At 66.5% G+C, this 25,122-nt stretch carries 18 protein-coding genes; 9 read left to right on the forward strand and 9 right to left on the reverse strand.

Annotated features, from left to right (window positions below; all coding sequences use genetic code 11):
- The first annotated feature begins 262 nt into the window (after positions 1 to 262).
- Genes IFT54_RS03665 through IFT54_RS03675 form a run of 3 tightly spaced genes read left to right on the forward strand, consistent with a single transcriptional unit; the run spans position 263 to position 10,560 of the window.
- The gene (locus IFT54_RS03665; RefSeq protein WP_192069591.1) at positions 263 to 7,486 is read left to right on the forward strand and encodes a peroxidase family protein; all 7,224 of its coding nucleotides are present in this window, start codon (positions 263 to 265) and stop codon (positions 7,484 to 7,486) included.
- A 3-nt stretch (positions 7,487 to 7,489) separates the two neighbouring features.
- Positions 7,490 to 9,250 (forward strand): type I secretion system permease/ATPase, encoded by a 1,761-nt coding sequence (locus tag IFT54_RS03670; protein WP_192069592.1) that lies wholly within the window; start codon positions 7,490 to 7,492, stop codon positions 9,248 to 9,250.
- A complete protein-coding gene (locus tag IFT54_RS03675; protein WP_056673914.1) occupies positions 9,247 to 10,560 on the forward strand; it encodes an HlyD family type I secretion periplasmic adaptor subunit in 1,314 nt (437 codons plus the stop codon). The genes IFT54_RS03670 and IFT54_RS03675 overlap by 4 nt, the downstream gene beginning before the upstream one ends.
- A 12-nt stretch (positions 10,561 to 10,572) precedes the next feature.
- On the opposite strand, the gene IFT54_RS03680 is transcribed toward IFT54_RS03675, so the two are convergent.
- Positions 10,573 to 11,454, reverse strand: coding sequence for a polysaccharide deacetylase family protein (locus tag IFT54_RS03680; RefSeq protein WP_192069593.1), 882 nt, complete (start codon positions 11,452 to 11,454; stop codon positions 10,573 to 10,575).
- 102 nt (positions 11,455 to 11,556) lie between these two features.
- Positions 11,557 to 12,501, reverse strand: a complete 945-nt coding sequence (locus tag IFT54_RS03685; protein ID WP_192069594.1) for a GGDEF domain-containing protein — start codon at positions 12,499 to 12,501, stop codon at positions 11,557 to 11,559.
- 549 nt (positions 12,502 to 13,050) lie between these two features.
- Between IFT54_RS03685 and IFT54_RS03690 the strand changes: the two genes are divergently transcribed.
- The 4 genes from IFT54_RS03690 (at position 13,051) to IFT54_RS03705 (ending at position 15,694) form a co-directional block, all read left to right on the forward strand.
- A complete protein-coding gene (locus IFT54_RS03690; protein WP_234387659.1) occupies positions 13,051 to 14,442 on the forward strand; it encodes an exopolysaccharide biosynthesis polyprenyl glycosylphosphotransferase in 1,392 nt (463 codons plus the stop codon).
- An 83-nt stretch (positions 14,443 to 14,525) separates the two neighbouring features.
- On the forward strand, positions 14,526 to 14,849 hold the full coding sequence (locus IFT54_RS03695) for a hypothetical protein (RefSeq protein ID WP_192069595.1): 324 nt from the start codon (positions 14,526 to 14,528) through the stop codon (positions 14,847 to 14,849).
- A gap of 1 nt (position 14,850) precedes the next feature.
- The gene (locus IFT54_RS03700; protein WP_192069596.1) at positions 14,851 to 15,351 is read left to right on the forward strand and encodes a PilZ domain-containing protein; all 501 of its coding nucleotides are present in this window, start codon (positions 14,851 to 14,853) and stop codon (positions 15,349 to 15,351) included.
- Positions 15,352 to 15,553: 202 nt separating this feature from the next.
- Positions 15,554 to 15,694 carry a hypothetical protein gene (locus IFT54_RS03705; RefSeq protein ID WP_156360375.1) on the forward strand — a complete coding sequence of 47 codons (141 nt, stop codon included), beginning with the start codon at positions 15,554 to 15,556 and terminating at the stop codon, positions 15,692 to 15,694.
- A gap of 288 nt (positions 15,695 to 15,982) precedes the next feature.
- On the opposite strand, the gene IFT54_RS03710 is transcribed toward IFT54_RS03705, so the two are convergent.
- Entirely contained in the window at positions 15,983 to 17,113 is a 1,131-nt protein-coding gene (locus tag IFT54_RS03710) for a glycosyltransferase family 4 protein (RefSeq protein WP_107930486.1), read from the reverse strand.
- An 84-nt stretch (positions 17,114 to 17,197) separates the two neighbouring features.
- On the opposite strand from IFT54_RS03710, the gene IFT54_RS03715 reads away from it, so the two are divergent.
- Both IFT54_RS03715 and IFT54_RS03720 read left to right on the forward strand, forming a co-directional pair.
- Positions 17,198 to 18,352: a GumK N-terminal domain-containing glycosyltransferase gene (locus IFT54_RS03715; protein ID WP_192069597.1), complete on the forward strand. Its 1,155-nt coding sequence runs from the start codon at positions 17,198 to 17,200 to the stop codon at positions 18,350 to 18,352.
- Between the two features lie 223 nt (positions 18,353 to 18,575).
- A complete protein-coding gene (locus tag IFT54_RS03720; RefSeq protein WP_159512269.1) occupies positions 18,576 to 19,877 on the forward strand; it encodes a UDP-glucose dehydrogenase family protein in 1,302 nt (433 codons plus the stop codon).
- A gap of 66 nt (positions 19,878 to 19,943) precedes the next feature.
- Here the strand turns inward: IFT54_RS03720 and IFT54_RS03725 are convergent, their stop codons facing one another.
- The 6 genes from IFT54_RS03725 to IFT54_RS03750 all read right to left on the reverse strand — a co-directional run bounded on the left by IFT54_RS03725 (position 19,944) and on the right by IFT54_RS03750 (position 25,117).
- Positions 19,944 to 20,348: a hypothetical protein gene (locus IFT54_RS03725; RefSeq protein WP_192069598.1), complete on the reverse strand. Its 405-nt coding sequence runs from the start codon at positions 20,346 to 20,348 to the stop codon at positions 19,944 to 19,946.
- Positions 20,349 to 20,498: 150 nt separating this feature from the next.
- A complete protein-coding gene (locus IFT54_RS03730; protein WP_031396237.1) occupies positions 20,499 to 20,741 on the reverse strand; it encodes an XrtV sorting system accessory protein in 243 nt (80 codons plus the stop codon).
- Positions 20,742 to 21,037: 296 nt separating this feature from the next.
- Positions 21,038 to 22,108: a hypothetical protein gene (locus IFT54_RS03735; RefSeq protein ID WP_192069599.1), complete on the reverse strand. Its 1,071-nt coding sequence runs from the start codon at positions 22,106 to 22,108 to the stop codon at positions 21,038 to 21,040.
- Positions 22,101 to 23,555 carry a lipopolysaccharide biosynthesis protein gene (locus IFT54_RS03740; protein WP_192069600.1) on the reverse strand — a complete coding sequence of 485 codons (1,455 nt, stop codon included), beginning with the start codon at positions 23,553 to 23,555 and terminating at the stop codon, positions 22,101 to 22,103. The genes IFT54_RS03735 and IFT54_RS03740 overlap by 8 nt, the downstream gene beginning before the upstream one ends.
- A gap of 3 nt (positions 23,556 to 23,558) precedes the next feature.
- Positions 23,559 to 24,389, reverse strand: coding sequence for a polysaccharide pyruvyl transferase family protein (locus tag IFT54_RS03745; RefSeq protein ID WP_197984541.1), 831 nt, complete (start codon positions 24,387 to 24,389; stop codon positions 23,559 to 23,561).
- Complete coding sequence (locus IFT54_RS03750) at positions 24,386 to 25,117, reverse strand: WecB/TagA/CpsF family glycosyltransferase (RefSeq protein WP_192008078.1); 732 nt, start codon at positions 25,115 to 25,117, stop codon at positions 24,386 to 24,388. The genes IFT54_RS03745 and IFT54_RS03750 overlap by 4 nt, the downstream gene beginning before the upstream one ends.
- Between the last annotated feature and the right edge of the window lie 5 nt (positions 25,118 to 25,122).

Genomic DNA, 25,122 nt, shown 5'->3' on the forward strand with positions numbered 1-25,122 from the left:
CGCATGGCCCCGCTCGACCTCGCACAGACCGGGATCCGAAGCGTGTTCGGGTCCATCGCCAGGCGAAGCGGCGCCGAACCCGGCCGTTCGGCCTAGGACAGGGCCTAGGCTGCCAGGGGCCGGCGTAGGTCCTTCATGGGCCTTATCCCGCCGAACGAAGAATGGAAGGTTGGCGTCACGACGTGTGCCGGTCTTCGATCACGACCCGATCACGATCGCTCGAGACGTTTCGCGTTTCGTCATTCAGAGGGGAAATTGCATCATGTCTGGTGACTTTACCGTCGATCTGGGAGATCTGAACTTCATCCTGGCGCAGATCAGGATCAGCGAGCGCAATGCCGCTGGCGAGTCACTCGTGGATATCCTGGGTCCCCAGGCGCAATTGATCCCCTATGGTCTGCGGACCGTCGACGGCAGCTACAACAACCTGCTGCCGGGCAATGCGGTGCTGGGCGCGGCGGACCAGCTGCTGCCGCGGCTGACGACGCCGGTGTTCCGCAACCTGAACGACGGCGCGACGTTCGGCACCGGGCCCGGCGGGCCGGTCCTGACCAACACCGATTACGGCACGCCGGGCAGCGTGGTCGATGCCGACCCGCGGCTGATCAGCAACCTGATCGCCGACATGACCAACACCAATCCCGCGGCGATCGCCGCCTGGTACGTCAACGCGCATGCGCAGGCGGCCTATGCCGATGCGCATGGCGGCGACGCGCCGCCCGACGGCTATATCCCGACCAACGAGGAACTGGCGTCGATCCCGAACCTGTCGCCGGACATCGGCCTGTCGCCGTCGTTCAACGCGTGGATGACGTTCTTCGGCCAGTTTTTCGATCATGGGCTCGACCTGATCACCAAGGGCGGCAACGGCACGGTGCTGATCCCGCTGCAGCCCGACGATCCGCTCTATGTCCCCGGCGGCCCCAATTTCATGCCGCTGACCCGGTCGACGCAATATGACGCCAACGGCAACCCGGTCGTCGGCGGGACCGAGACGGTCAACACGACGACGCCGTTCATCGACCAGAACCAGACCTATACGTCGCATGCGTCGCATCAGGTGTTCCTGCGCGAGTATAAATTCTCGGTCGATTCGGACGGCGACGGGGTGAAGGATTCGCATGCGGTCTCGACCGGGCGGCTGCTCGACGGCGCGATCGGCGGGATGGCGAACTGGGCCGAGACCAAGGCGCAGGCGCTGACGATGCTCGGCATCCGGCTCGACGATTACGACGTGCACAATGTGCCGCTGCTGCTGACCGACGCGTACGGCCGGTTCATCCCCGGCGCGAACGGCTATGCCCAGATCATGCTGAAGGACGGCACGCTGCTCGAGGGGACGGCCGAGGGCGTGGCGGTTCCGGCCAATGCCTATTTCACCGGCCACGCGTTCCTCAACGACATCGCGCATCATGCCGAGCCGGTGCTGGTCGACCTCGATCACAATCCGGCGACGCCCGCGGTGCGGCAGACCGCCGATACGGACATGCTCGACTTTAATGGCGACGGCGTGTCCGACGAGGCCGACCTGGTCGCGGGCGAGGGGCGGATCGTCGATGTGGATGGCGACCACGCGATCACGCTCGACGACCTGCGCGACGTCAATCTGGACGGCGTGATCAACGCGCGCGACCTGATCGCCGACGACAACAACCCGCTGACCTATGACAACGAGATGCTCGACGCGCATTTCGTCACGGGCGACGGCCGCGGCAACGAGAATATCGGGCTGACCGCGGTCCACACGGTCTTCCATTCCGAGCACAACCGCGTGGTCGAGGCGGACAAGCTGACGATCATCGCATCGGGTGACCTTGCCATCGTCAACGAATGGCTGCGGCCCGTCGCGGACGGCACGCGCAGCGCGATCACGCAGGCGGAGCTCGATGCGATCGAGGCGCTGACCGGGACGGCGAAGACGCAGGCGATCGCCGCGCTCGACTGGGATGGCGAGCGGCTGTTCCAGGCGGGGCGGTTCAGCACCGAGATGCAGTATCAGCATCTGGTGTTCGAGGAATTCGCGCGCCAGATCCAGCCCAATATCGATCCGTTCATCTTCAGCAATACCGCCGACATCGATCCTGCGATCACCGCCGAGTTCGCGCATGCCGTGTACCGGTTCGGCCATTCGATGCTGACCGACACGATCGAGATCACCGATCCGACGCTGTCGACCCAGTCGCTGAGCCTGGTCGAGGCGTTCCTGAACCCGCAGGCCTTTGGCGAAGCGGGTCTGGATCCCGTCACCGGCGAGGAGGATGCCGAAATCGCCGCCGGCGCGATCATCCGCGGGATGACGCGCGTCGAGGGGAGCGAGATCGACGAGTTCGTGCCCGATTCGCTGCGCAATTTCCTGGTCGGGCTGCCGCTCGACCTCGCCGCGCTCAACATCGCGCGCGGCCGCGATGCGGGGGTGGCGGCGTTCAACGTGGTGCGTGCGCAGCTCTATGCCTCGACCAACGAGTCGCAGCTCAAACCCTATACGAGCTGGTTCGACTTCGCGCAGAACATCAAAAACCCGCTGTCGATCGTCAATTTTGTCGCCGCCTATGGCACGCATCCGCTGATCACCGGCGAGACGACGCTGGAGGGCAAGCGCGCCGCCGCGACCCTGCTGGTGATGGGCGGCGCGGATATCGTCGTCCATGCGAATGACGCGATGGGCGTCGAGGAGCATGTGCTCCAGGCCCCTGCCGATCGGCTCAACTTCCTGCAGAGCAAGGGCAACTGGGCGCCCAGCATCGTCGACGGGGTCAATAGCCACGAAACCGGGCTGAACCTGGTCGATCTGTGGATCGGCGGTCTGGCCGAGGAGAAGATGGAATTCGGCGGGATGCTGGGTTCGACGTTCAACTATGTGTTCGAGCACCAGCTCGAAAGCCTGCAGAACGGCGACCGCTTCTATTATCTCAGCCGCACCCAGGGCATGAACATGCTCAACGAGCTGGAGAAGAGCAGCTTCGCCGATCTCGTGATGCGCAATTCCGATCTGGGCGACGTGCATTCGACGCATATCGACGGCCAGATCTTCAACACCGCGGACTATATCCTCGAGCTCGATCCGCTGACGCCGCAGGTCACCAATATCGGCGAGGACGGCACGTATCTGGCGGGCGGCACGTTCGATCCGGTCTGGGAGGACAGTTTCCAGCAGGCGTTCGATCCCAAGGTGGATCGGATCGCCCCGGGCGCGGACGTCGACGGCGACGGCCATGACGATGGCGGGATGCTCAAATATAGCGGCGGCGAGCATGTCGTGCTCGGCGGGACCGAGGGCAATGACCGGCTCTATGGCGACAAGGGCATCGATACGCTGTGGGGCGATGGCGGCGACGATTACCTGAACGCGGGCACGGAATCCGATCAGGTCTATGCCGGCGACGGCGACGACATCATCGAGGATCCGTTCGGCGACGATTTCCTGCGCGGTGGCGAGGGCAATGACGTCGTCAGCGGCGGCTCCGGGCTCGACATCATGTTCGGTGGCGGCGGCCAGGACTTCATGGTCGGCGGTACCGACGCGAAGGAGATGTTCGCCGGCCGCGGCAACGACTTCCTGCTGGGCGGCAGCGGCAGCGACGGTCTGATGGGGAATGAAGGCGACGACTGGATCGAGGGCGGCGACGGCTTCGACAGCGTGACGGGCGAGAATTCGAACCTGTTCTTCAACAGCCCGATCATCGGCCACGACATCCTGAACGGCGGCGGCAACGACACCGATTATGACGGGGAGAGCGGCGACGACATCATGATCCAGGGGGCGGGGATCCAGCGCAACAACGGCATGGCCGGGTTCGACTGGGTCATCCACCAGGGTGATACGACCGCCGCCAATTCGGATCTGGGGCTGAGTGCCGCGGTCAACCAGCAGGCGTTCACGCTGCGCGACCGCAACGACCTGGTCGAGGCGCTGTCGGGCTGGAAATATGCCGACACGCTGACCGGCCGGCAGATCCCGCTCGGCCTCGTCAGCACGGGCGCCAATTTCCCGGACCTGCTCGGCGACGACAATCCCCGGATCCTCGGCAACAACCTGTACGAGGACGGCGTGCGGCTCATCACCGGGCTGCGCGAGCTGCTGAGCTTCAAGACCTGGGATGCGAACGATGTCGATGCGCTGGTGATGGACGGCAGCACGACCGACGACCTGCTGATCGGCGGCGGCGGTGCGGACGTCATCAAGGGGCGCGCGGGCAACGACATCATCGACGGCGACGCCTTTATGCACGTCTTCATCAGCGTGCGCGAAAACAAGGACGGGTCGGGCGCCGAGCTGTTCCGCGCGGATTCGCTGACCGAGATCCAGGCGCGGCTGCTGAACGGGACGATCAACCCCGGCCAGCTCGTCGCGTCGCGCGAGATCGTCTACCGCGAGACCGTCAACGGCTATGCCACGGGTGCGGCGACGATCGGGTCGGGGATGGATACCGCGGTCTATATCGGCAACCGCTCCAACTTCACGATCACGCTGCGGCCCGACGGGCGGGTCAGCGTCGTCGACAATGTCGGTGACGAGGGCAGCGACATGCTGCGCAACGTCGAGCGGATCCAGTTCGCCGACAGCGTCGCCGAGATCAACCGCCAGCATGTCGGCAGCTTCGGAATCGATAACGTCGAGCCGGAAATCGATCAGGTGCTGACGGTCACGACGGGCAGCTTCATTGATTATGACGGCACGACGAGCTTTGCGCGGCAGTGGCAGCGTCAGGTCGAAGGGACGTGGGTCGATATCGCGGGGGCGACCGACGACACGTACAAGGTCACGGTCGACGATATCGGCCAGCCGCTGCGCGTCGCGACCAACTATACCGACAATCGCGGGTTCAGCACGCAGGGGACGAACCAGCCGGAGGCGGTGGTCTATTCCGACGCGACGATGGCGGTCGCGATCCCCGATTACGCGATCCTCGGCGACGAGGAGGCCAACGCGCTCACCGGCACGGAGGACGCCGACCTCGTCTTCGCGCGCGGCGGCGATGACACTTTGCTCGGGCTGGACGGAGACGACCGTCTGTTCGGCGAAGACGGGAACGACAGCCTCGACGGCGGCAGCGGGGCCGACCGGATGGCGGCAGGGCTGGGCGACGACACCTATGTCGTCGATGACGGCGGCGACACGGTCGTCGAGGGCAGCGAAGGCGGCACCGACACGGTGACCAGCAGCATCAGCTACACGCTGGGCGCGAACGTCGAGAATCTGGTGCTCGGCGGCTCCGCGGGGATCAGCGGTACCGGCAATGCGGGCAACAACGTGCTGACCGGCAACGGTGCCGCCAACACACTGACGGGGCTCGCCGGTGCCGATTTCCTTGATGGGGGAGCGGGCGCGGATACGATGGCGGGCGGGCTTGGGGACGACACCTATGTCGTCGACAGCACCGGCGATGTCGTCAGCGAAAGCGGGGGCGACGGGACCGACACCGTCATCAGCAGCATCGCCTACACGCTCGCGACGGGGCTGGAAAACGTCACGCTGACCGGGATCGCGGCGCTGAACGCCACCGGAAACGCCGCTGCGAACGTCGTCACCGGCAATGACGGGGACAATAGTCTGGCGGGGCTCGCGGGGGACGACCGGCTGACCGGCGGCGGCGGCAACGACCGGCTGGACGGCGGCACCGGTGCGGACGCGATGGCGGGCGGGCTCGGCAACGACACCTATACGGTCGATAATGTCGGTGACGCCGTCGACGAGAGTGATGGCGGCGGCGTCGATCTGGTCAACAGCAGCGTGAGCTTCGCGCTGGCGGCCGGGGTGGACAATCTCACGCTGACGGGCAGTGCGGCGATCAACGCGACGGGCAATGCCGATGCGAACGTCCTGACGGGCAATGCCGGGGTGAACCGGCTGACCGGGCTGGACGGAGCGGACACGCTGCGCGGGCTTGCGGGGAACGACCAGCTGTTCGGTGGCGGCGGCGCGGACGACCTCGATGGTGGTACCGGTGCGGACAGCCTGTCCGGCGGCACGGGTGACGACATCTATACGGTCGACAATGTCGGCGACGTCGTGGACGAGAGTGATGGCGACGGCGTCGACCTGGTCAAGAGCAGCGTGACCTTCACGCTCGCCGCCGGTGTCGAGAATCTGACGCTGACGGGGAGCGGTTCGCCGAGCGCCACGGGCAACGCCGCCGCCAACATCCTGACGGGCAATGGTGCGGCGAACACGCTGACGGGTCTCGACGGCGACGACACGCTGATCGGGCTGTCGGGCAACGACCGGCTGAACGGCGGTGCGGGCGCGGACATCCTGAACGGCGGCACCGGCTCGGACATCATGACGGGCGGCGACGGCGACGATCTCTATAGCGTCGACACGACCGGCGACATCGTCGACGAGACCGGCAGCGACGGTATCGACACCGTCACCAGCAGCATCACCTACACGCTCGGCGCCGGCGTCGAACGCCTTACCCTGACCGGGACGGCGGGAATCGCGGGGCGGGGCAATGCCGCCGATAACGTCATCACCGGCAATGACGGCGCCAACGCGCTGTCGGGCTTTGCCGGCAACGACCAGCTGTTCGGCGGCGCGGGCACGGATACGCTCGACGGCGGCACGGGCCAGGACGTGATGTCCGGCGGGCGTGGCAACGACAGCTATGTCGTCGACGATATCGGCGACGTCGTCGACGAGACCGGCGGCGACGGTCTCGATACGGTCACCAGCAGCGTGTCCTTCACGCTGGGGTCCGGGGTCGAGCGTCTGACGCTGAGCGGGGTGGCGGCGATCGATGCGACGGGCAGCGCGGACGCCAATATCCTGACGGGCAATGCCGGCGTCAACATCCTGTCGGGCATGGAGGGGGCCGATACGCTGCGCGGGATGGCCGGCAACGATCAGCTGTTCGGCGGTGGCGGCGCCGACACGCTCGACGGCGGCACCGGCGCGGACGTGATGGCAGGCGGTCTCGGCGACGATATCTACATCGTCGACACTCTGGGCGACAGCGTCGACGAGACCGACGGGGACGGCGTCGATCTCGTCACCAGCAGCATCACCTTCACGCTGGCCGACGGGCTCGAGAACCTGACGCTGACGGGCACTTCCGGGGTGCACGGCAACGGCAATGCCGACGCGAACGCACTGACGGGCAATAGCGCGGGCAATATCCTGTCCGGGTTCGACGGCGACGACCTGTTGCAGGGGCTGGGGGGCAACGACCAGCTGCTGGGCGGCGCGGGGCAGGACCGGCTCGTCGGCGGCACCGGCAGCGACCGGCTGACCGGGGGCACGGGCGACGACGTGTTCGTGTTCGTGACCGGGCAGGGCAATGACACGGTGGTCGATTTCGACTTCGATGCGGCCGGGGGACAGGACCTGCTCGATGTTTCGGGTTGCGGCATCACCGCCGCCAATTTCGGGGCACAGGTGCTGATTTCGCAGGTCGGCGTCAACACGGTGATCACGATCGGCACGCAGACGATCACGCTCACCGGGGTGAACGCGACGACGATCGACCACAGCGATTTCGGGTTCTGATCGATGATGCAGATGTTCGGGGACCGGCTGGCGCAGCCGGTACGGGATGCGGTGACGCGCTGTCGGTCGCATCTCCTTGCCGCCTTGCTGTTCAGCGCGCTGGTCAACATCCTGTACCTCGCGCCGACGCTGTACATGATGCAGGTCTATGACCGGGTGGTGCCGACCGGGGGCGTCGTCACTCTGGTGATCCTGACGCTGGTGCTGGGGGCGGCGATCGCCACGATCGGGGTGCTGGAGGCCCTGCGGTCGCGGCTGATGGTCAAGGTGTCGCTGCGGCTCGACCAGCGCGTGTCGCGGGCGATCCTGGCGCGGCTGATCGAGCGCGGTCACACCCGGCAGCGCGACCCGACGACGGCACAGGCGATGCGCGAGTTCGACACGCTGCGACAGGTGATCACCGCGCCGACGCTGGTCGGGATCTTCGATGCGCCCTGGACGCCGATCTATGTTCTGGCCGCGGTGCTGATCCATCCGCTGCTGGGGCTGTTCATCATCGCTGCGGGCGCGTGCCTCGCGGTGCTGACATGGATGTCCGAGCGGGGGACGCGCGGGCTGATGACCGTTGCGCACACCGCCAATGCCCGGTCGGCGATCGTCCAGGAGGATATCGCCCAGCAGGCCGAGCTCGTCCGCGCGCTGGGCATGGGCCGGGCGATGGTCAACCGGCAGATCACCGAACGCAGCGACGGGCAGGCAGCGCTGGCCGCGGCGCAGATGGCGACCGCGCGCTATGCCGCGATCGCCAAGTTCATGCGGCTGTTCCTCCAGTCGCTGGCGCTGGGGCTCGCCGCGATCCTCGCGGTCCAGCGGCAGATCTCGGTCGGATCGATCATCGCCGCATCGGTGCTGCTCAGCCGTGCGTTGCAGCCGGTCGAGCTGCTGATCGGCGGTTGGTCGAACCTGCAGAGCGCGAACGAGGCGCTGAAATCGCTGAAGCAGTTGTTCGACACGGACGCGGCGGCGGCGCCCGCGACCGTCCTGCCGGCGCCGCTCGGCCGGATCACCGCGCGCAAGATCACCACGCGCAGCGGCGATGGCGCGGCGATGCTGCTCAAGGGCGTGAGCTTCGACCTGCAGGCGGGGCAGATGCTGGGCATCGTCGGCGCGTCGGGGGCGGGCAAGACGACGCTGATCCGCATCCTCGCCGGGGGGATCGCGGCCGAATCCGGACAGGTGCTGCTCGACGGCGCGGACTCGATCCTCTGGGATGCGCAGCGGCTTGCGCGGTATCGCGGCTATGTGCCGCAGGAACCCGGCTTTCTGACGGGCACGGTGGCGCAGAACATCGCCCGGTTCGCCGATCCGAACGCGGTGGACCCGGTCTCGTTCGACCGGCGGGTGATCGACGCGGCCAAGGTCGCGGGGTGCCACGCGCTGATCCTGTCGCTGCCCGGCGGCTATGACTGTCCGATCGGGCGCGGCGGGCTGGCGCTGTCGGCGGGTCAGCGGCAGCGGATCGCGCTGGCGCGGGCGATGTTCGACGACCCACCGATCCTTCTGCTCGACGAACCCAATGCCGCGCTGGACGCGGAGGGCGAGGCGGCGCTGATGCGCGCGCTGCAAACCAGTCGCCAGCGCGGCGCGACGATCGTGATCGCGGCGCATCGCACCAGCGTGCTGGCCGCCGCGGATCGGCTGCTCGTGCTCAACGCCGGGTCGGTCGACTGCGAAGGTCCGGCCGAGGAGGTTCTGGCCGAGCTGGCGCGCCGCGCCGGCGGGAGCCGCGGCAATGTCGTCGGACTGAAGGGGGCTGTGTCATGAGCATGATCGACGATTCGGCGCGGGTTGAGATCCGGCGCGGCCTGCGCGTCGCGGCGCTGTTCTTCATCGGGCTGCTGGGGGGCGCGTCGATGATGCCGCTCGACGCAGGCGTCTATGCCCGCGGCGCGGTGATCGTGTCGGGCAAGCGGCAGGCGGTGCAGAATCGCGACGGCGGCATCGTCACGGCATTGCGCGCCGTCGAAGGCCAGAAGGTCGCGCGCGGGCAGGTGCTGCTCGAGATCGCGTCGGCGGACCTGCATGCGCTCGAACGCGGGATGACCGCCGAGCTGATGATGCTGTTTGCGCAGCGCGAACGCCTGCTCGCCGAACGCGACCGGCGCGCGGTGATGGCCGAGCCGGTCGAGTTCCGCGCGCTGCCGGCGGCGGACCGGGTGCTGGCGGAGGATGCGCTGCGCGGGCAGCGGTTGCTGCTGGCGGCGCGCCTGCGGACCGCGCAGACCGAGAAGGCGGTGTGGATGCGGCGCGCCCACGCCAATGCCGAACAGATTGGCGGGTTCGGGGAGCAGATCGCGGCGAACCGCCGGCAACGCGCGCTGCTCGACGACGAGCTGACGGGGATGCGGGTCATCGCCGCCAAGGGCTTTGCCTCGATCAACCGGATCCGCGCGCTCGAGCGTACGCAGGCCGCGCTCGACGGTGAGCATGGCGCGCTGGGCGCGCAGATCCTCCAGACGCGCGATGCGATCGGCGAAGCCGAACTCTCGGCCGCGGGTGTCGATCGTCGCCAGATCGAGGAGGTGGAGGGCAGCCTGCGCGATCTGCTGGTGCGGATGAACGAGCTGCAGCCCAAATTGCTCGCGGCGCGCGAACAGCTCGCCCGTTCGATGGTGCGCGCGCCGGTCGCCGGCACGATCGTCGGCCCGACGATCTACACGATCGGCGGGGTGGTCTCGCCGGGGCAGACGCTCATGGAGATCGTCCCCGATCGCAGGGCGCTGGTCATCGAGGTGCAGGTCTCGCCCGACGATGCCGACGACATGCGCCCCGGCCAGACGACGCAGGTCCGCTTCACCGGATTCCACGACCGCGCGATGCCCGCGCTCGACGCCCGGATCGACACGGTGTCGGCGGACAGCTTCACCGAGGAGCGGACCGGCAACCGCTTCTTCCGGGCGGAGGCGTCGCTCCTGCCGGAAAGCTATCGGACGCTCGTCGCGCTGAAGGGGCCCGGCGCACTGACGCCGGGCATGCCCGCCGAGATCCTCGTGCCGCTCCGGAAACGGTCCGCGCTCGACTACCTGATCGGCCCGTTGAAGGAGAGCCTGTGGCGCGGCGGTCGTGAAGCCTGAGTGAGTGCGGGGTCAGGCGGCCAGCCCGTTCGCCTCGACATGCGCGGCGATGTCGCCGGCGGTGGTCCACCAGATGCGCGGATCGTTCGCCGCGCGGAGTTCGGTCAGTACGCGGGCCAGTGCGGGGACGCGGTGTGCCTGTCCCATGATATAGGGATGGAGCGCGATGCCGAGGACGAGTGGACGCCGGTCGCATTCGGACAGCAGCTGTTCGACGCCGTCGCGAATCATGGCCGCGAACGTCACCGCCTCCTGCTTGCGCGCGATGATCGCGGGCAGGTCGTTGATTTCCTGGGAATAGGGGATGGAGAGCAGCCCGCCATGAGAGGTTGCGAGCCGGGTTGGCTGGTCGTCATGCGCCCAGTCGAGGACATAGCGATAGCCGTTTTCGGCGAGCAGGTCCGGCGTGGCGTCGCTCTCCGAGATCCACGGACCCAGCCAGCCGGTGGGACGTACGCCGAGTGTCGCCAGCCGCTCGGTCACGTCGGCGATCACCTGGTTCTCGCGCGACCGCGCAAGGGACCCTTGCGCGGTCGCGTTGGTGCCGCCATGCGCCGCGATCTCGTCGCCGCGGTCGCGGCACGCCTCGGCGAGCCCGGGGCAGCGATCGAGGACGTCGGCGTTGAGCAGCGCGGTGGTGCGCAGGCCCAGCCGATCGAACAGGTCGAACAACCGCCACGCCCCGACCCGGTTGCCATAATCGCGCCAGGCATAGTTCATCACGTCCGGGTCGGTCTGCGCGGGGGCCAGTTCCGGACCCAGCCCGCCGCCGAAATCGAACACCTCGTAATTCACCCCGAAATAGATGGCGAGGCGGCGGCCGTCGGGCCAGTCATAGTCCGGGCGGTCGACGATCGGGCGATAGGCGTAGCGGCCATGGTGCGAAGTGCTCATCGCGCTGGAACGCGTGGATCGCGGGATAGAAACGCCATAATGCCGATACTTATCGAATCCATGATCGCAGCCGGAGCGAGCGAGCCGTCGGGTCCGACCCGCTCAGCTGTCCACAGGGGCGAAACCCTCGACGGTGGCACGGTACAGATCGGCGCGGGCCTGGCTCAGGGCGGCGTCCTGGTCGTCGCCCTGGCCGACGACCAGTCCCGCGAGTGCGCGGACCGGGCCGATCCATGCGCCGCTGCCGCGCAGCCTGAGGCGGCGGGTTTCGAAGGCGGCGATGGCTTCGTCGGCGAGATCGCGGGCTGCCGTCAGGGCGACATCGGTGACGACCACGACGAATTCATTGCCGGTCCAGCGAATGATCTCCTCGTCGGGAAACACCCGTCGCAGGTTCGCGACAAAGGCGCTCAGCACATTGTCGCCGACGGCGTGGCCGAAGCGCTGATTGACCCCGGCGAGATCGGCGACGCTGAAGATCATGAGGACATAGCTTCGCGCCTGTTCGGCCAGCTGTGCGAAGATCGGCCGCGCGCCCTCGGACGTCAGCGCGCCGGTGGCTGCGTCGCGCATCGGATCGTGCCGCGCCGTACCGAGCGAACCGAGGTCGGACTGGAGCCGGGCGACGTCGCGGCGCAGCTCGGCCAGCTCGCGTTCGGCATCGGCCAGCCGGGTCACGAGCAGCGTCGCATCGGGCCAGTTCTCCGCCTCGCTCGCCATCGCGCTGACGTCGTGGCTGAGCGACCGCGTCAGCGTCTGCGCATCGGTGGTCAGCGCGCCAAGCTGGTTGGCGCGCGCGGTGACCGCGCTGTCGCGTTCGGCGGTCGTGTCGCGCTTGATCGCAAGATGGCGTTCGCTGAGCGTTTCGAGCGCGCGTGCGGTCAGCCTCAGGCCGCCATCCGTCTCGGCCGCCACGGCGCGCGCCAGGTCCGATCCGGGATCGGCGACCACGGCAAGCGCGAAGGTATAATTTTCAGCAACCGGTGCGAGACGATGTGCCTCGAGAAAGGCGAGCGCGTCGCGCGCCGCACGAAAAGCCTCTGGCATGCTTGTCTCGAACCTTTTTATGTACTGGAATGTACAACGCGGGATCGCGCGCGTCCGTTTCATTCCGACGCCCCCTAGCGCGAAAGAGCGTGCGATCAATCCTTGCGCGGCGATCGGTTCCGCGTTCGGGGGCGTGTCGCGGCTACGGGCGGCGGCTGATCGCGGGCGGCAACGGCGCGGTTTTTCTTATGATGGGGGGCATGTTCCGGGATGGGACGGCCCGCCGGCGCCGGTTGTCCGCTATAGAGGGGTATGTTGCGCCAAGGGGGGAGTCCGGTCGTACCGGTTTCAGTCCATTGCCGGGGGAGCCGCACCGGGCTGCTGGGCGGTGCTGCGCGCATGCTGGGGGTGCTGCGGCGACGGCAAGGTGGTGGCGGTGGCATCGCGGTGGCGGGCCGCGTTGCGCAGGCGGCGCGGTGCGTGCCGACCGGGTGGCGCCCCGATGGGATGAGCCGCGCATCTCGGCTCTGGTTTCTTCAAACCGCCTATGGCAGAGCCTTGGCCCTGCTGAGCATAAGTCGAGATTGTGGCGGGCAGGGAGCTGGCACTGTGGAAAATACTAAAGTTACCGGCACGCGCGGTGCAGTGTTCGATCGTTTTGGCTCGACCTCGCATCGTCACCAACTGCGCATCGCTCTTTATATCCTGTTGGTGTTTGCTGATCTGCTCGCGGTCGTTGCTGCATTCGAGCTCGGTATATTTGCAAAATATGGCCGTTTTGCTGTAACGTCGCACATGAACGTCGTCATCGTCACGGCGCCGATATACGTGTTGACGGCGTTCAACAATGGCGCCTACTCGATTGACGTGCTGCGCAAGGCCCGGGCCGGCATCATGCGCTCGGCGACGGCGCTTTTACTAGCCTTTTCAAGCTTCTTGTTCATCTCCTACTATTTTCGGGCGGTGCAGGCGGAATCCCGTGGTGTCATCAGCATCGGAATGCTCGGCAGCTTCGTGCTTCTGGCAGTCTTTCGATTGGTCATCGACCGGTTTGTCCGCCTGACGATTGGCGGCAACGTGACCACCGATCTGGTGATCTTGGACGACGTCGAATTCGCCGTGCCTGCACATTGCAAAGTCGTTGAGACGCGGGCCGCGAACCTTCGCCCGAACATGCAGGATCCGATGATGCTCGATCGACTCGCGCGTCAATTGCGTGGTGTCGACCGCGTCGTGATCGCCTGCCGGCCCGACAAGGAGCGCGAATGGGCGATGCTCCTGAAGGGGGCGGGCATTCGCGGCGAGATTATTTCGAACGAAATCGACCAAGTCGGCGCGATCGGGCTCGACACTTTCGTCGGGCGGTCGACGCTGGTCGTCGCGGTCGGACCGCTGAGCACGCGCAACCGGATGATCAAGCGGACGTTCGATCTGGCCTTTGCGGTGCCCGCGCTGATCGTCGTGCTGCCGCTGCTGCTGATTACCGCCGCCGCGATCAAGATCGACAGCCGCGGACCGGTCTTCTTCCGGCAGGATCGCGTCGGGCGGGGCAACGCGCTGTTCAAGGTGTTCAAGTTCCGGTCGATGCGGGTCGAGCAGTCGGACGCGAGCGGCAGCGTTTCGGCGTCCCGCACCGACGACCGGATCACGCGCGTCGGTCGCGTGATCCGCGCGACCAGCGTCGACGAGCTGCCACAGCTGCTGAACGTGCTGCTCGGATCGATGAGCATCGTCGGGCCGCGACCGCATGCACTGGGGTCGCTGGCGGGGCAGCAGCTGTTCTGGGAGGTCGATGAACGCTATTGGCACCGTCACGCGCTCAAGCCGGGGATCACCGGTCTCGCGCAGGTGCGCGGATTCCGGGGTGCGACGCATCGCCGCGACGATCTGACGCAGCGCCTTCAGGCCGATCTGGAATATATCCTGGGCTGGTCCGTGTGGCGCGACTTTGGCATTCTCGTGTCTACGGTACGGGTCGTTGTGCACCGCAATGCGTTCTAGTGCACCGTAAAACACGTACAAAAAATGCCGCGACAGCAATTTAACATACGCTTTCTTAACCACCAGTATGGCATGGTGTCGTCATGCCCCTTCACGCACCTCTTGCTAACCTGGCTGACCCCGTATCGCCACATGCGGCGTTTCGTGGCGGCGATCCGCTTTCCGGCGCTACGACGGATTCGTTCGACGGGGCGCGTTCCGTCGCAGACCCGCTCACGGCCGAGCTTCAGGTCGTCGACCCGCGTGCCGCCAACCCGTTGGCCGGCGACCGGATCGATTATGAGAACTGGCTCCTTCCGGTCGAGCCCGCCTCGTTGGGTGAACGCGCGATCCGGGCCGGTTCGACCATCGCCGGCGTGGCGGTCTTCGCCGCGGCGCTCGCTGGTGTCCTTGCCTGGATCATCTAGCGTGCGGGCGGAGATGACGGCGATCGAGCCGGTTGCCGAGCGCCGGCGAAAGCCGAGTCGTGCGGCAATAGCGCGCGCGAGCACGGTCCGTGCGGCCGATGCGCGGGCGATCGACGTCCGTGTCGAGGATCTGTCCGAAGGCGGTTTCCGTTTTTCCAGCGCCAGCGTCCTGCCGGTCGGCGCCCATATCCGCGTCGGCCTGGCCGGTGCGGGGCAGGCGACCGCGCGGATCGCATGGCGCGACGGCGAAGCGCATGGCTGCGCATTCCAGCCCCTGCTGACGAACGACCAGATCCAGTCGGCCTTCACGCACACGATCTGCGAGTCTGCAGTCCTGTCGTTGATCCCCGACAGCGCGGTGGTGCCCATGCCCGCCGCGGGTGCGGCGCTGGCGCCGCCGCAGCGCTTTGCAGCGCCGGTGCGGCTTATCCTGCTGGTCGTGGCGAGCTGCGCATGCTGGGCTCTCGCGACGATGCTGCTGCGCGGACTTTCATCGTTCTGAACTGACGCTGACGCCGGTGTGGTGGTCTGCGCGTTGCAACCCTGCTCCGGGGGCGTTTGCCGGCCTTGCCGGGCCGCCTAACGCACAAGATTTTCAGGATCTTAGCTAATTTTGCGCTAGTCTAGATATTAGTATTGATTATTTATGACCCCTGTCCCATGTTGAGACAAGACGGTTGAAACGACCGCTGAGGAGAGTGTTCATGACTGCGCTTCCCGGCCCGGCTATCCAGGCCCCATCCTATCCCGAAATCCCCTCGGCCGTGCTCGGTCTCATCACCGGCCTCGCGGTCAGCGTTGCGCTCTGGGCGTTGATCGTCCTGATGGCATTCTTCCTGGCCTGATTTCAAGCACATGGGCGGTCGCTAATCTCGCGTCCGCCTGTGTCTGACGATTCCGGTCGTCGAATTGCCAAAATGCTTCGGCGCTCGAGATATGACGGTTCGCCTTCGCCGTAGTGCCGCGGTGATTATCAGCCCTAAGCGTTCGCCTGACCCGCTTGAAGCAACAGGGCCTGTACGCTCGCGGTAAACTCGGCTTTGGCGATGTGGGCATCGTAATCGATGCTGAGCGACGATACGCTCCTCCTCAGCGAATCGCCCCGGAATACGCGGCCAAGTACCCCGACTTTCTCAGCCCTGCACGCCGCGTTTCCGCAGGACATCTTCATACACATCGGCGAACTGCCGCGCGACGCTGCGCCAGTCATAGGCCAGACTCGCGGCAATGTTGTTCGCGCGGTTCGATTCATAGGCGGCGCTCGCATCGCGGTGTGCGGCTTCGATCCGGGCCGCGCCCGCCTCGACATCGTCAATGTCGAACAGGATGCCGCTGCCGGACGAGCGGACCAGCCGGCGGAAGGGCGGGATGTCGCTGACGATCGGGGTCAGGCCAGCGGACAGGCCTTCGACGACGCTCAGCCCGAAGCCTTCATAGCGTGACGCCGAGCCGATATAGCTGGCCTCGCCGATCAACGCCTTGATACCCTCGTCGCTGGGCGAGGGCACGAGCGTGACCGCCCGTTCGGTACCGGTCCGGCGCATATGCTCCTCGATCTGTGCAGGCGTGACGTCGGCCGGGCCGCCCGCGATGATCAGCCGCCAGTCGCCGTGAAGCCGGCCGAGCGCGGCCACGAGGTCGATCAGGCCGGTGATGTTCTTGTTCGAGGAAAAGCGTCCGATATAGATCATCGTCCGGGTCGGCTGTGGCGACGCTGCGCCCTGCCATTTGCCGATATTGACGCCATTCTCGATCGTCACCGTCTTGCTCGCGGCGATCTGGTTGAACCGGGCGGCGTCGCTTTCGCTCGAGGCGATGATCCGGTCATAGGCGAGCGACGACGCCCGCGTGACGCTGGCGAAATAGGCGAGCTTCAGCCGGCTGGCGAAATCGGTGTGGAAGAAGCCGCCATGCGTCGAGGCGACCATCGGCCGGCGGTGGAGCGGACGGGTGAGCGCCATGCCGTCGAAAAACGAATCGATCGCATGGACATGGACGATATCCGCCTCGCCGAGATGCTGCAGCACGGTGGGCGCGAGCGGATAGCGCGTCGAGCCGCGGAACGGGATCCGCTGCACGGGCACGCCCTGATAGGTGTCGCGCGGCGGCAGCGTCGCGTCGAGACGCGAAAACTCCCGGTCGAGCGTGACCACCGACGTGGTAATTCCGCAGTCCCGCTTGAGCGCGACCGCGAGATTGCTGACGGCGTCTTCCAGCCCGCCAATGGCCGGATAAAATTGACGAACGACGTGAAGAACGTGCATCGGCTTCCCAACGTGATCCAGATTGCCAGCCCCTTTGTCTGATTACGGCCAACCGTCCAGCCCAAAGTCGATGGAGTGTCATGCATGTCCGATAAGCCAGCGCCGGCGCAGCCAAAGCGTTCCCGTGTCGTCATCCTGTCGGCATTTCAGGATTACCGGACGCCCAAGCGCGCCAGCATCCATCAGGTCGCGCATGCGCTGGCGCAGGATGGCTGCGACGTGTCGTTCATCTCGACCCGGTTCAGCCTGATCTCGAAGAAGAAGGGCGATTCGCGCCTGTTCCTGTGGGACCAGGCCAATGCCTGGCACAAGGTGGACGGCGTCAATTGCTATCTCTGGCGGACGCCGCTGCATCCCTTTGCGACCAACAATGCGGTCGCCGATGCGGTGATGGCGAAGCTGTTTCCGCTGTTTGCCAGGCTGCCCAATGCCGATATCGACGGCGCATTCCAGGCGGCGGACTATATCGTCATCGAATCGAGCGTCGCGGCGATCTTCATCGACCGGATCAAGCGGCTCAACCCGACCGCGAAGATCATCTATTACGCCACCGACCGGCTCGATACCGTCGGTGCGCATCCCTATGTCCGCAGCCATCTGGTCAAGAATGCGCGACATATCGACCATGTCTGCCTGCGGTCGACCAAGATGGTGTCGGATTTCCTGTGGGCGAAGGATCGCCTGTACCGCGCCGAATTCGGGATCGATTCCGCCGACTTCGAGACCGTCGGGCCGTCGCCCTATACCGCGCAGCGCAATGCCGTCGCGGTCGGGTCGATGCTGTTCGACGAAAGCTTCTTCCATGCGGTCGCGCCGCAGTTTCCCGATGTGCATTTCCACGTGATCGGCTGCGGGAAGAGCTTCAAGGGGCCCGACAACGTGTTCGTCCACAAGGAAATGCCGTTCCGCGCCACGCTGCCCTATATCAAGCATGCGAGCATCGGCATTGCACCCTACCGGCTGGCGCCGGGGGTCGAGTATCTTGCCGAGTCGAGTCTGAAATTGGGACAATATGAATATCTGCAGATCCCCGCGGTCTGCCCCGATTTTGCGGTCGGGACGAATCCGTTCCGCGCCGGCTATGTGTCGAACGATCCGGCGTCGATGATCGCGGCGACCGAAAAGGCGCTGGCGTTGGCGGGACAGGTGCCCGCGCGGCATTTCTCGACCTGGACAGAGGTCGCCGACCGCGTGCTTCGTCCCGAAAACTACCCTGACGCCCGCATCGTCGCGGACTAAATGAGCGGGGCTGGCGCGTCGCCCGCGGGCGCGGGCCGGCCCGCCAACCCTCTCGGATATTGGCGTTTGATCGGTATCGGCACGGATCGCTGGAGCAGCGTACCGGCCCGCCGCATCAGGTGAACCACCTTATTGATGGCCGGCGGTTCATCTTCTAGGAGTTCCGCCGAATATCAATGTCCGTACGACGATCGTAGGGACCAACATCGTCTGAGGGATTATAATGCGCATAGCGATGGTGGGATCGGGTTACGTTGGTTTGGTGTCGGGCGCATGTTTCGCCGATTTCGGACATGACGTGATCTGCATCGACAAGGATGCCGGCAAGATCGCGGCGCTCGAAAACGGCATCATGCCGATCTACGAGCCGGGTCTGGATGCACTGGTGGCGCGCGGCGTCGAGGCCGGGCGGTTGCGCTTCGGTACCGATCTTGCCGCGAGCGTGAAGGGTGTCGACGCGGTCTTCATCGCCGTCGGTACGCCGTCGCGGCGCGGTGACGGTCATGCCGACCTGTCCTATGTCTATGCCGCCGCCGAGGAAATTGGCGGCGCGATCGACGGCTTCACTGCGATCGTCGACAAGTCCACGGTCCCGGTCGGCACCGGCGACGAGGTCGAGCGGATCATCCGCCGGGTCAATCCGGATGCCGATTTCGCGGTCGTGTCGAACCCCGAATTCCTGCGCGAAGGCGCCGCGATCGACGATTTCAAGCGTCCCGACCGCGTCGTGATCGGCAGCGACGACGAAAAGGGTCTTGCGGTCATGCGCGAGATCTACCGTCCGCTCGCCCTCGGTCGTTCGCCGCTCGTCGAGATGAGCCGGCGTGCTGCCGAGCTGACCAAATATGCCGGCAACGCGTTCCTCGCGACCAAGATCACCTTCATCAACGAGATCGCCGATCTGTGCGAGAAGGTCGGCGCGGACGTGCAGGACGTTGCGCGCGGCATCGGCCTCGACAACCGTATCGGCTCCAAGTTCCTGCATGCCGGTCCGGGCTATGGCGGTTCGTGCTTCCCCAAGGACACGCTCGCGCTGCTCAAGACCGCGCAGGATCACGACGCGCCGCAGCGCATCGTCGAGGCGGTCGTCGCGGTGAACGACAATCGCAAGCGCGCAATGGGTCGCAAGGTCATCGCCGCCGTCGGTGGCGACGTTCGCGGCAAGACGATCGCGGTGCTCGGCCTGACCTTCAAGCCGAACACCGACGACATGCGCGACAGCCCGGCGATCGCGCTGATCCAGACGCTGCAGGATGCGGGCGCGACGATCAACGTCTATGATCCCGAGGGTCATGAGCAGGCGAAGGCGGTCATCAAGGACGTGACCTATTGCACCGGTCCCTATGAGACGATGGAGGGCGCCGAGGCGCTTGTCATCGTGACCGAATGGGACATTTTCCGCGCGCTCGACTTCAAGCGCGTCAAGTCGCTGCTGGCGTCGCCGGTGCTCGTCGACCTGCGCAACATCTATCCGCGCGACATGGTCGAGAAGGCCGGGCTGACCTATCACGCGGTCGGCCGCTGATCGACCGGGACGGGCGGCGCGCCGATCGGTGCGCCGCCTGTCTAATTAAGCCAAGGGCCAGTCCGGTTATTCGACCAGACTGGCATATTGCATATGATCCGGGTCCCGCATCGTGTCGGGGGGGATGACCGCATCGTCGGTATCGCTGGTGGCCGGTGTGCCCGCGTCGGCACTGGTCGCCGCTGCAGGCGGTGCCGCTGCCGCAACCGCGATACCGGGTTCGCTCGGTCCGGCCCCCGATCTCACGACGACGATTCCCGCCTGTTCGGGCGCTTCGACCGCGGATCCGCAGGCGGCGAGCATCGCCAGCGCTGCGATGCCGACCATGCCGCGCAGGGCAGCGCCGATGCGGCCGGGTCGGCCACCATCATAAACAGAGTACGGCAGGACACGGTTCAGGGCATGCGGGCGAGTGGCTGGCGCCGTCGCGGCGGACGCGACGGCGCGATGCGCGTCGTGGATCAGGGGCATTGGAAATTCTCCGTTGGCACCCGATCCTTCACTCGGCCGATGCAAAGGAGGTCTCTTCAAACCTGGTTAGCGGCGGGTTTAGGGTAATGGAGATCCTGTTCTACCATGATCAACCGCTGCTGCCGGGGCCGGCGCGTCTGGCCGGCCAGATCAGCGCCCGGGCAGGGATGGGCGCAGCACGTAGATGATATAGCCGACACTGGCTGCAAGCACGAGCACGGCGGGGATCGCATAGCCTTCGTTGCCGAGCCAGTTGCTCAACGCACAGGCGATCGCGGGCGGCAGATAATGCCACACCGTATCGACCGGCTCATCCTCCATCGAGCGTTGCAGATAGAGCAGCGCCAGGCCCGCAAATACCGCGACGCTCAGCCAATCGTAAATTGTTTCCATGATATACTTCCCAAGCCGCCCGGAACCCGGCCGGCGCCACATTCCGTCAGAGGCGATCCCTATGCCCGGTCCTTCTAGATTTTCTCATCGTCTCGGGCAAATGCAGTCTCTTGCCCCCGCTCTCGCGCTGGGACTGCCCTGACGACGACCGCCGCGCTGCGGGAGAGGCTGAGCGGGCGCAACGTCGAGGCCTAGCTGGCTGGCGACCACGCAGCTGCGATCGGGAACCAGCCAGCGTCAGGCGGCGCTGCGCAAGGCGGCGAAGATCGACGATGCGAAGGGCTTCGCGCCAAAAGTCAGCCCGACGCCACCTTCCTGAATTGCGCGAGCATTGCCTCGGACAGTCGCATCGGGTCGAGCGGCTCCAGATCGGGGCGGCCGCCCGGCGGGCTGGTGCGAAGCGTGTCGATGCTTGCGCGCAACGCCGGCGGCGCGAGCGGCGGATCGAACAGCGTGACCCAGCCGCCGGCGATCTCCGCCGCCAGGCTGGGCAGCGTGCCGACCGCCGGGGCGAGCAGCGGACGGTCGAGCGACAGCGTGACAAGCGCGGTCCCCGAATTGAGCGTCGACGTCTGGTTCATCAGGCACGCGTCGCAGGCGGCGATCGCCGAGGCGAAGCGCGCATCGTCGAGCGGACCTGTCACGATGCGGATCGTCCCGTCGGACCGGTCCGCGACCGCGGTCAGCTGCGCGGCGATGTCGTCATCGCCCGCATCGCCGGCGATCAGCAGCATCTCATCGGGCCGGCGGATCGCGAGGAACGCCTCGGCGGCCTCGACCAGATTCTTGCTGGGGCGCAGCGACCCGATCATGCCGAGCACCCAGATACCGTCGGGAATCGCCCAGGCCGTGCGCGCTTCGGCCCGAGGGATCGCCGGATAGTCCTCGCGGTAATGCGGGTGCGCGATGATCGTCCCCGCGACCGCGGCGATCGCCGGATGCGCGGCGCGATAGCGCTCGAGCGAGGCCGCGGACAGGCCGATCAGGTGATCGATCTGGCCGAGAAGCCGCGCATGATAGGAGTGCCAGATCCGGTGCCGCCAGCCGGTCAGGTCGCGGTGCGGCGTGACATTGTGCGCGGTCACGACGAGCTTGCCGCCCGATTGACGGATCCCCCGCGCGGCGTTCAGCACGCGCGCGGCCTTCGCTGCGACGATCGCCGGGTTGTTGCTGCCCGAGCCTTCAAAGATTCCCTCGGGCCAGTGGATATGGAAGATGTCCGCGGCGGGGATGCGCCGCATCAGCGGACGGAACGCGGTGACCGAGGCCGCGGGCGCGCGGAACGCGCCGTACATGCGGCGGACATAGGGGTTGAGGTCGCTCGGATCACCGGCGGGCCAGGCGAGGACGCGGAGCGGATCAGCCACGGGCCACCGCCGTCCGCGCGAAGCGGATGAGCGCGAGCATGTCGCGGCGGCCGATCACGAACAGTGCGGCAGCATAGACGATAGCGCCGACCGCGACGTGGATGACCAGCGCGAGCAGCGGGGAGGGGACGTCGATCGTCCGGTGCAGCAGAAGCAGCGCCCCGACCATCACCGCGGATGCGGCAAGCGAGGGTGCTATGCGCGCAGCATAGGCCATCGGTTTTATCCTCAGCAGGTGGAGGGCCGCCCCGACCGAAAGCGGGTAGAGCAGGACGGCGCGGACGGTGAAGCCGATCGCCAGCGCCTGAAGACCATAGCGCACGACGACGAGGAACAGCGATATGTTGCTGACCGCGTAGATCGAGGTGAGGACCGTCTGCCAGTGCGGCTTGTCCTTCACCAGGATGATCGCCTGATTATACTGGCCGATCGTCGTCAGATAGGCGGTGCCGGCGATGATCGAGATGATCGGTGCCGCCTCCATCCATTTCGCGCCGAGCGCGACGCGCACGACCAGATCGCTGACCGCGATGAGCGACAGGAACATCGGCGCGGTGATCGCGGTGGTGAACGAGACCGCGTTCAGAAACGCGCCGCGGAGCCGTTCCTCGTCGTCGCGAAGCCCGGCAAAGGTCGGCAGCGCGACGCGCGACAGTGCGGATGCCATCAGCTGGTTGAGGCCGAGCAGGATGCGCTTGGCCGCGTTGTAGATGCCCGTCGCCGACGCGCCGAGATAATAGGACGAGAAGAACGTGTCGCTCTGCGTGTTGGCGAAGTTGGTGAAGCCGGTGATCGCGACATGGCGGCCATAGCGCCAGGTCGCGAGCAGCTTGGCGCGTTCGACGCGCAGGCTCGGCCGCCAGTCGCTGACGACCCAGAGCAGGATCGTCGACAGCAGGGAGGTGGTGAGCTGCTGGACGACGAGCGCGGTCAGGCCCCAGCCGTTCATCGCGAGGAACAGGCCCGCACCGCCGCCGACGAGCAGCGCGAGGATCGAGCGGATCGCGAGCGGCTTGAACAGCAACTGGCGCGTCATCCACGCTTCATGCGTGCGCGACAGTCCCGAACTGAGCAGCAGGACGGAGGTCAGCCGGAGCGCGAACTCGATCCGCTCATTGTGCATGATCTCCGAGATGAACTGCGCCGACAGCAGCATCAGCGCCGCGCCGATCACCGCGCCGATCTGGATCAGCAGGAAGCAGGCGTTGTAGTCGCCGGCGTCGGGCGCACCGCGCGAGACGATCGCGGTGGCGAAGCTTTCGACCGAGATCTGCTTGAACAGCTCGACGAAGAGCAGACAGGTGGCGAGGATGCCGAAATCGGCGACCGGGACGAACCGTGCGGTCACCAGGAAGACCAGGAGGTTGATGACCTGGACGAGCGCGCTGTTGACGACTGACCAGATTGCGCCGCGTCCGACCTGTTTACCTAATGAGGGGGCAGCCATGACTCACTCCCACAGATCGTGCGGGAATGTCGCGAGCAGCGCCTGGGGATCGAAGGATATCGGCGGTGCGCCCCCCATTTCGAGCGCTTCGGCGACACTGTTCGCGGAGTCGATGCCGGATCGTCCGGTCCCGCGCGCATAATCGTCATATTTGAACGGCGGCTCGGTCTCGGTCAGGCGGACATGCCGCGCGGGAATGCCGAAGGCCTCGGCGATCACGACGCCGTGGAGCGAACTTGCGAGCACCAGATCGGCGCCGACGATCTGCTCGACGACTGCGTTCCAGCCGCGCAGCGGCGACACGAACGGCAGGCCGAGCGTCGGCGCGAGCGTGAGGTCGTGGAGGTTGGGGACGAACAGGACCGGCCGGGCGCTATGCCGCTTGAAGCGGTCGGGGAACAGCGTCGGCAGCAGCAGCGCGGGGTCGCCATAGACCGCCGGGACGTCCAGCCCGCGCTCCGAAAGGAACGCCGCCGTCAGCGGACCGCGGACCGCGCGGATGTCGAGTGCGTCGAAGGCGTGGCGGTCGGCGGGAATCTTGCCGTTGACGCCCGAGCCCCAGACGGTGTCGCCGGTCTTGGCGAAATGCATAACCGATCCGACCGTGAACAGCGTCGCGTCGCGCGCCGTCTCCTCGTCGAGGCTGCGGCCGTGCAGCGCGAGAACACGCTCGGCGACGACCGTCGCCAGCCGGTCGCCGAAGTTGATCGCGCTGCCCGCGGGACGCCATTCGAACACGTCGACGCGCGGATAGCGGTCGTCATAGGACGGCGGTGGCGCATGGCGCAGACGCGAGAGCGCGCGGTGCAGGCGAGGAGGCATCATCTGTTTCATCGCTTCATCCGTTGTCCGAGCGTCGCGGCCAGGAAGGTCGCGTTCCCGACGAGATAGCGTGACGCCATCCGTCGGGGCTCCTGCAGAAGGCGGAAGGTCCATTCGATGCCCGCGCGCTGCATCCAGAGCGGCGCGCGGACGAACTGGCCCGCAGTGAAATCGAGAAAGGCGCCGATGCACAGGATCACCGCACCGACGGTGCCCGCATTGGCGGCCGCCCATTTTTCCTGCCGCGGCTGTCCCATGCCGGCGAGCACGAGCCGTGCCCCCGATGCGCGGATCCGCTCCGACAGCGCGGGTGCCTCATCGGCGCTGAAAAAGCCGTGATGGCTGCCCGCGATGCGGATGTTCGGGAAGCGCTCCGCCAGGATCGCAGCGGCCTTTTGCGCGACGCCTGGCGGGCTGCCGAGCAGGAAGACGCCCGTTCCCGCCGGCAGCGCGGCGAGCACCGCGGGCGTCAGGTCGGTGCCATTGAGATTGGCCGGGAAGCGCGTGCCGTAGAGCAGCCGGCTGGCGATATCGACGCCGCTGCCGTCGTTGAAGAACACGCCCGCCCGCGTCGCGGTCACGAAGGCGGGATCCGCCCGCGCAAGGTTGACGCTGTGCGCATTGCAGAAGCCGAAGATGGCCGGACCGTCGCCTTCTACCGCGGCAACGACCTGTGCAACGGCACCCGGTACATCGGTGGCGACCACATCGATGTGGCCGATTCGCCGAATCTCCATCATGCCCA

It is taken from the genome of Sphingomonas sp. CFBP 13714, from assembly GCF_014842205.1.
Lineage (GTDB): Bacteria > Pseudomonadota > Alphaproteobacteria > Sphingomonadales > Sphingomonadaceae > Sphingomonas > Sphingomonas aerolata.

Bases quoted from the DNA above. Each gene is read 5' to 3' on its own strand.
- IFT54_RS03665 (WP_192069591.1), top strand. From the start codon at position 263: ATGTCTGGTGACTTTACCGTCGATCTGGGAGATCTGAACTTCATCCTG.
- IFT54_RS03710 (WP_107930486.1), bottom strand. From the start codon at position 17,113: ATGCACGTTCTTCACGTCGTTCGTCAATTTTATCCGGCCATTGGCGGG.
- IFT54_RS03745 (WP_197984541.1), bottom strand. From the start codon at position 24,389: ATGAAACAGATGATGCCTCCTCGCCTGCACCGCGCGCTCTCGCGTCTG.
- IFT54_RS03725 (WP_192069598.1), bottom strand. From the start codon at position 20,348: ATGCCCCTGATCCACGACGCGCATCGCGCCGTCGCGTCCGCCGCGACG.
- IFT54_RS03695 (WP_192069595.1), top strand. From the start codon at position 14,526: ATGCCCCTTCACGCACCTCTTGCTAACCTGGCTGACCCCGTATCGCCA.
- IFT54_RS03675 (WP_056673914.1), top strand. From the start codon at position 9,247: ATGAGCATGATCGACGATTCGGCGCGGGTTGAGATCCGGCGCGGCCTG.
- IFT54_RS03730 (WP_031396237.1), bottom strand. From the start codon at position 20,741: ATGGAAACAATTTACGATTGGCTGAGCGTCGCGGTATTTGCGGGCCTG.
- IFT54_RS03715 (WP_192069597.1), top strand. From the start codon at position 17,198: ATGTCCGATAAGCCAGCGCCGGCGCAGCCAAAGCGTTCCCGTGTCGTC.
- IFT54_RS03685 (WP_192069594.1), bottom strand. From the start codon at position 12,501: ATGCCAGAGGCTTTTCGTGCGGCGCGCGACGCGCTCGCCTTTCTCGAG.
- IFT54_RS03720 (WP_159512269.1), top strand. From the start codon at position 18,576: ATGCGCATAGCGATGGTGGGATCGGGTTACGTTGGTTTGGTGTCGGGC.
- IFT54_RS03740 (WP_192069600.1), bottom strand. From the start codon at position 23,555: ATGGCTGCCCCCTCATTAGGTAAACAGGTCGGACGCGGCGCAATCTGG.
- IFT54_RS03680 (WP_192069593.1), bottom strand. From the start codon at position 11,454: ATGAGCACTTCGCACCATGGCCGCTACGCCTATCGCCCGATCGTCGAC.
- IFT54_RS03750 (WP_192008078.1), bottom strand. From the start codon at position 25,117: ATGATGGAGATTCGGCGAATCGGCCACATCGATGTGGTCGCCACCGAT.
- IFT54_RS03670 (WP_192069592.1), top strand. From the start codon at position 7,490: ATGATGCAGATGTTCGGGGACCGGCTGGCGCAGCCGGTACGGGATGCG.
- IFT54_RS03705 (WP_156360375.1), top strand. From the start codon at position 15,554: ATGACTGCGCTTCCCGGCCCGGCTATCCAGGCCCCATCCTATCCCGAA.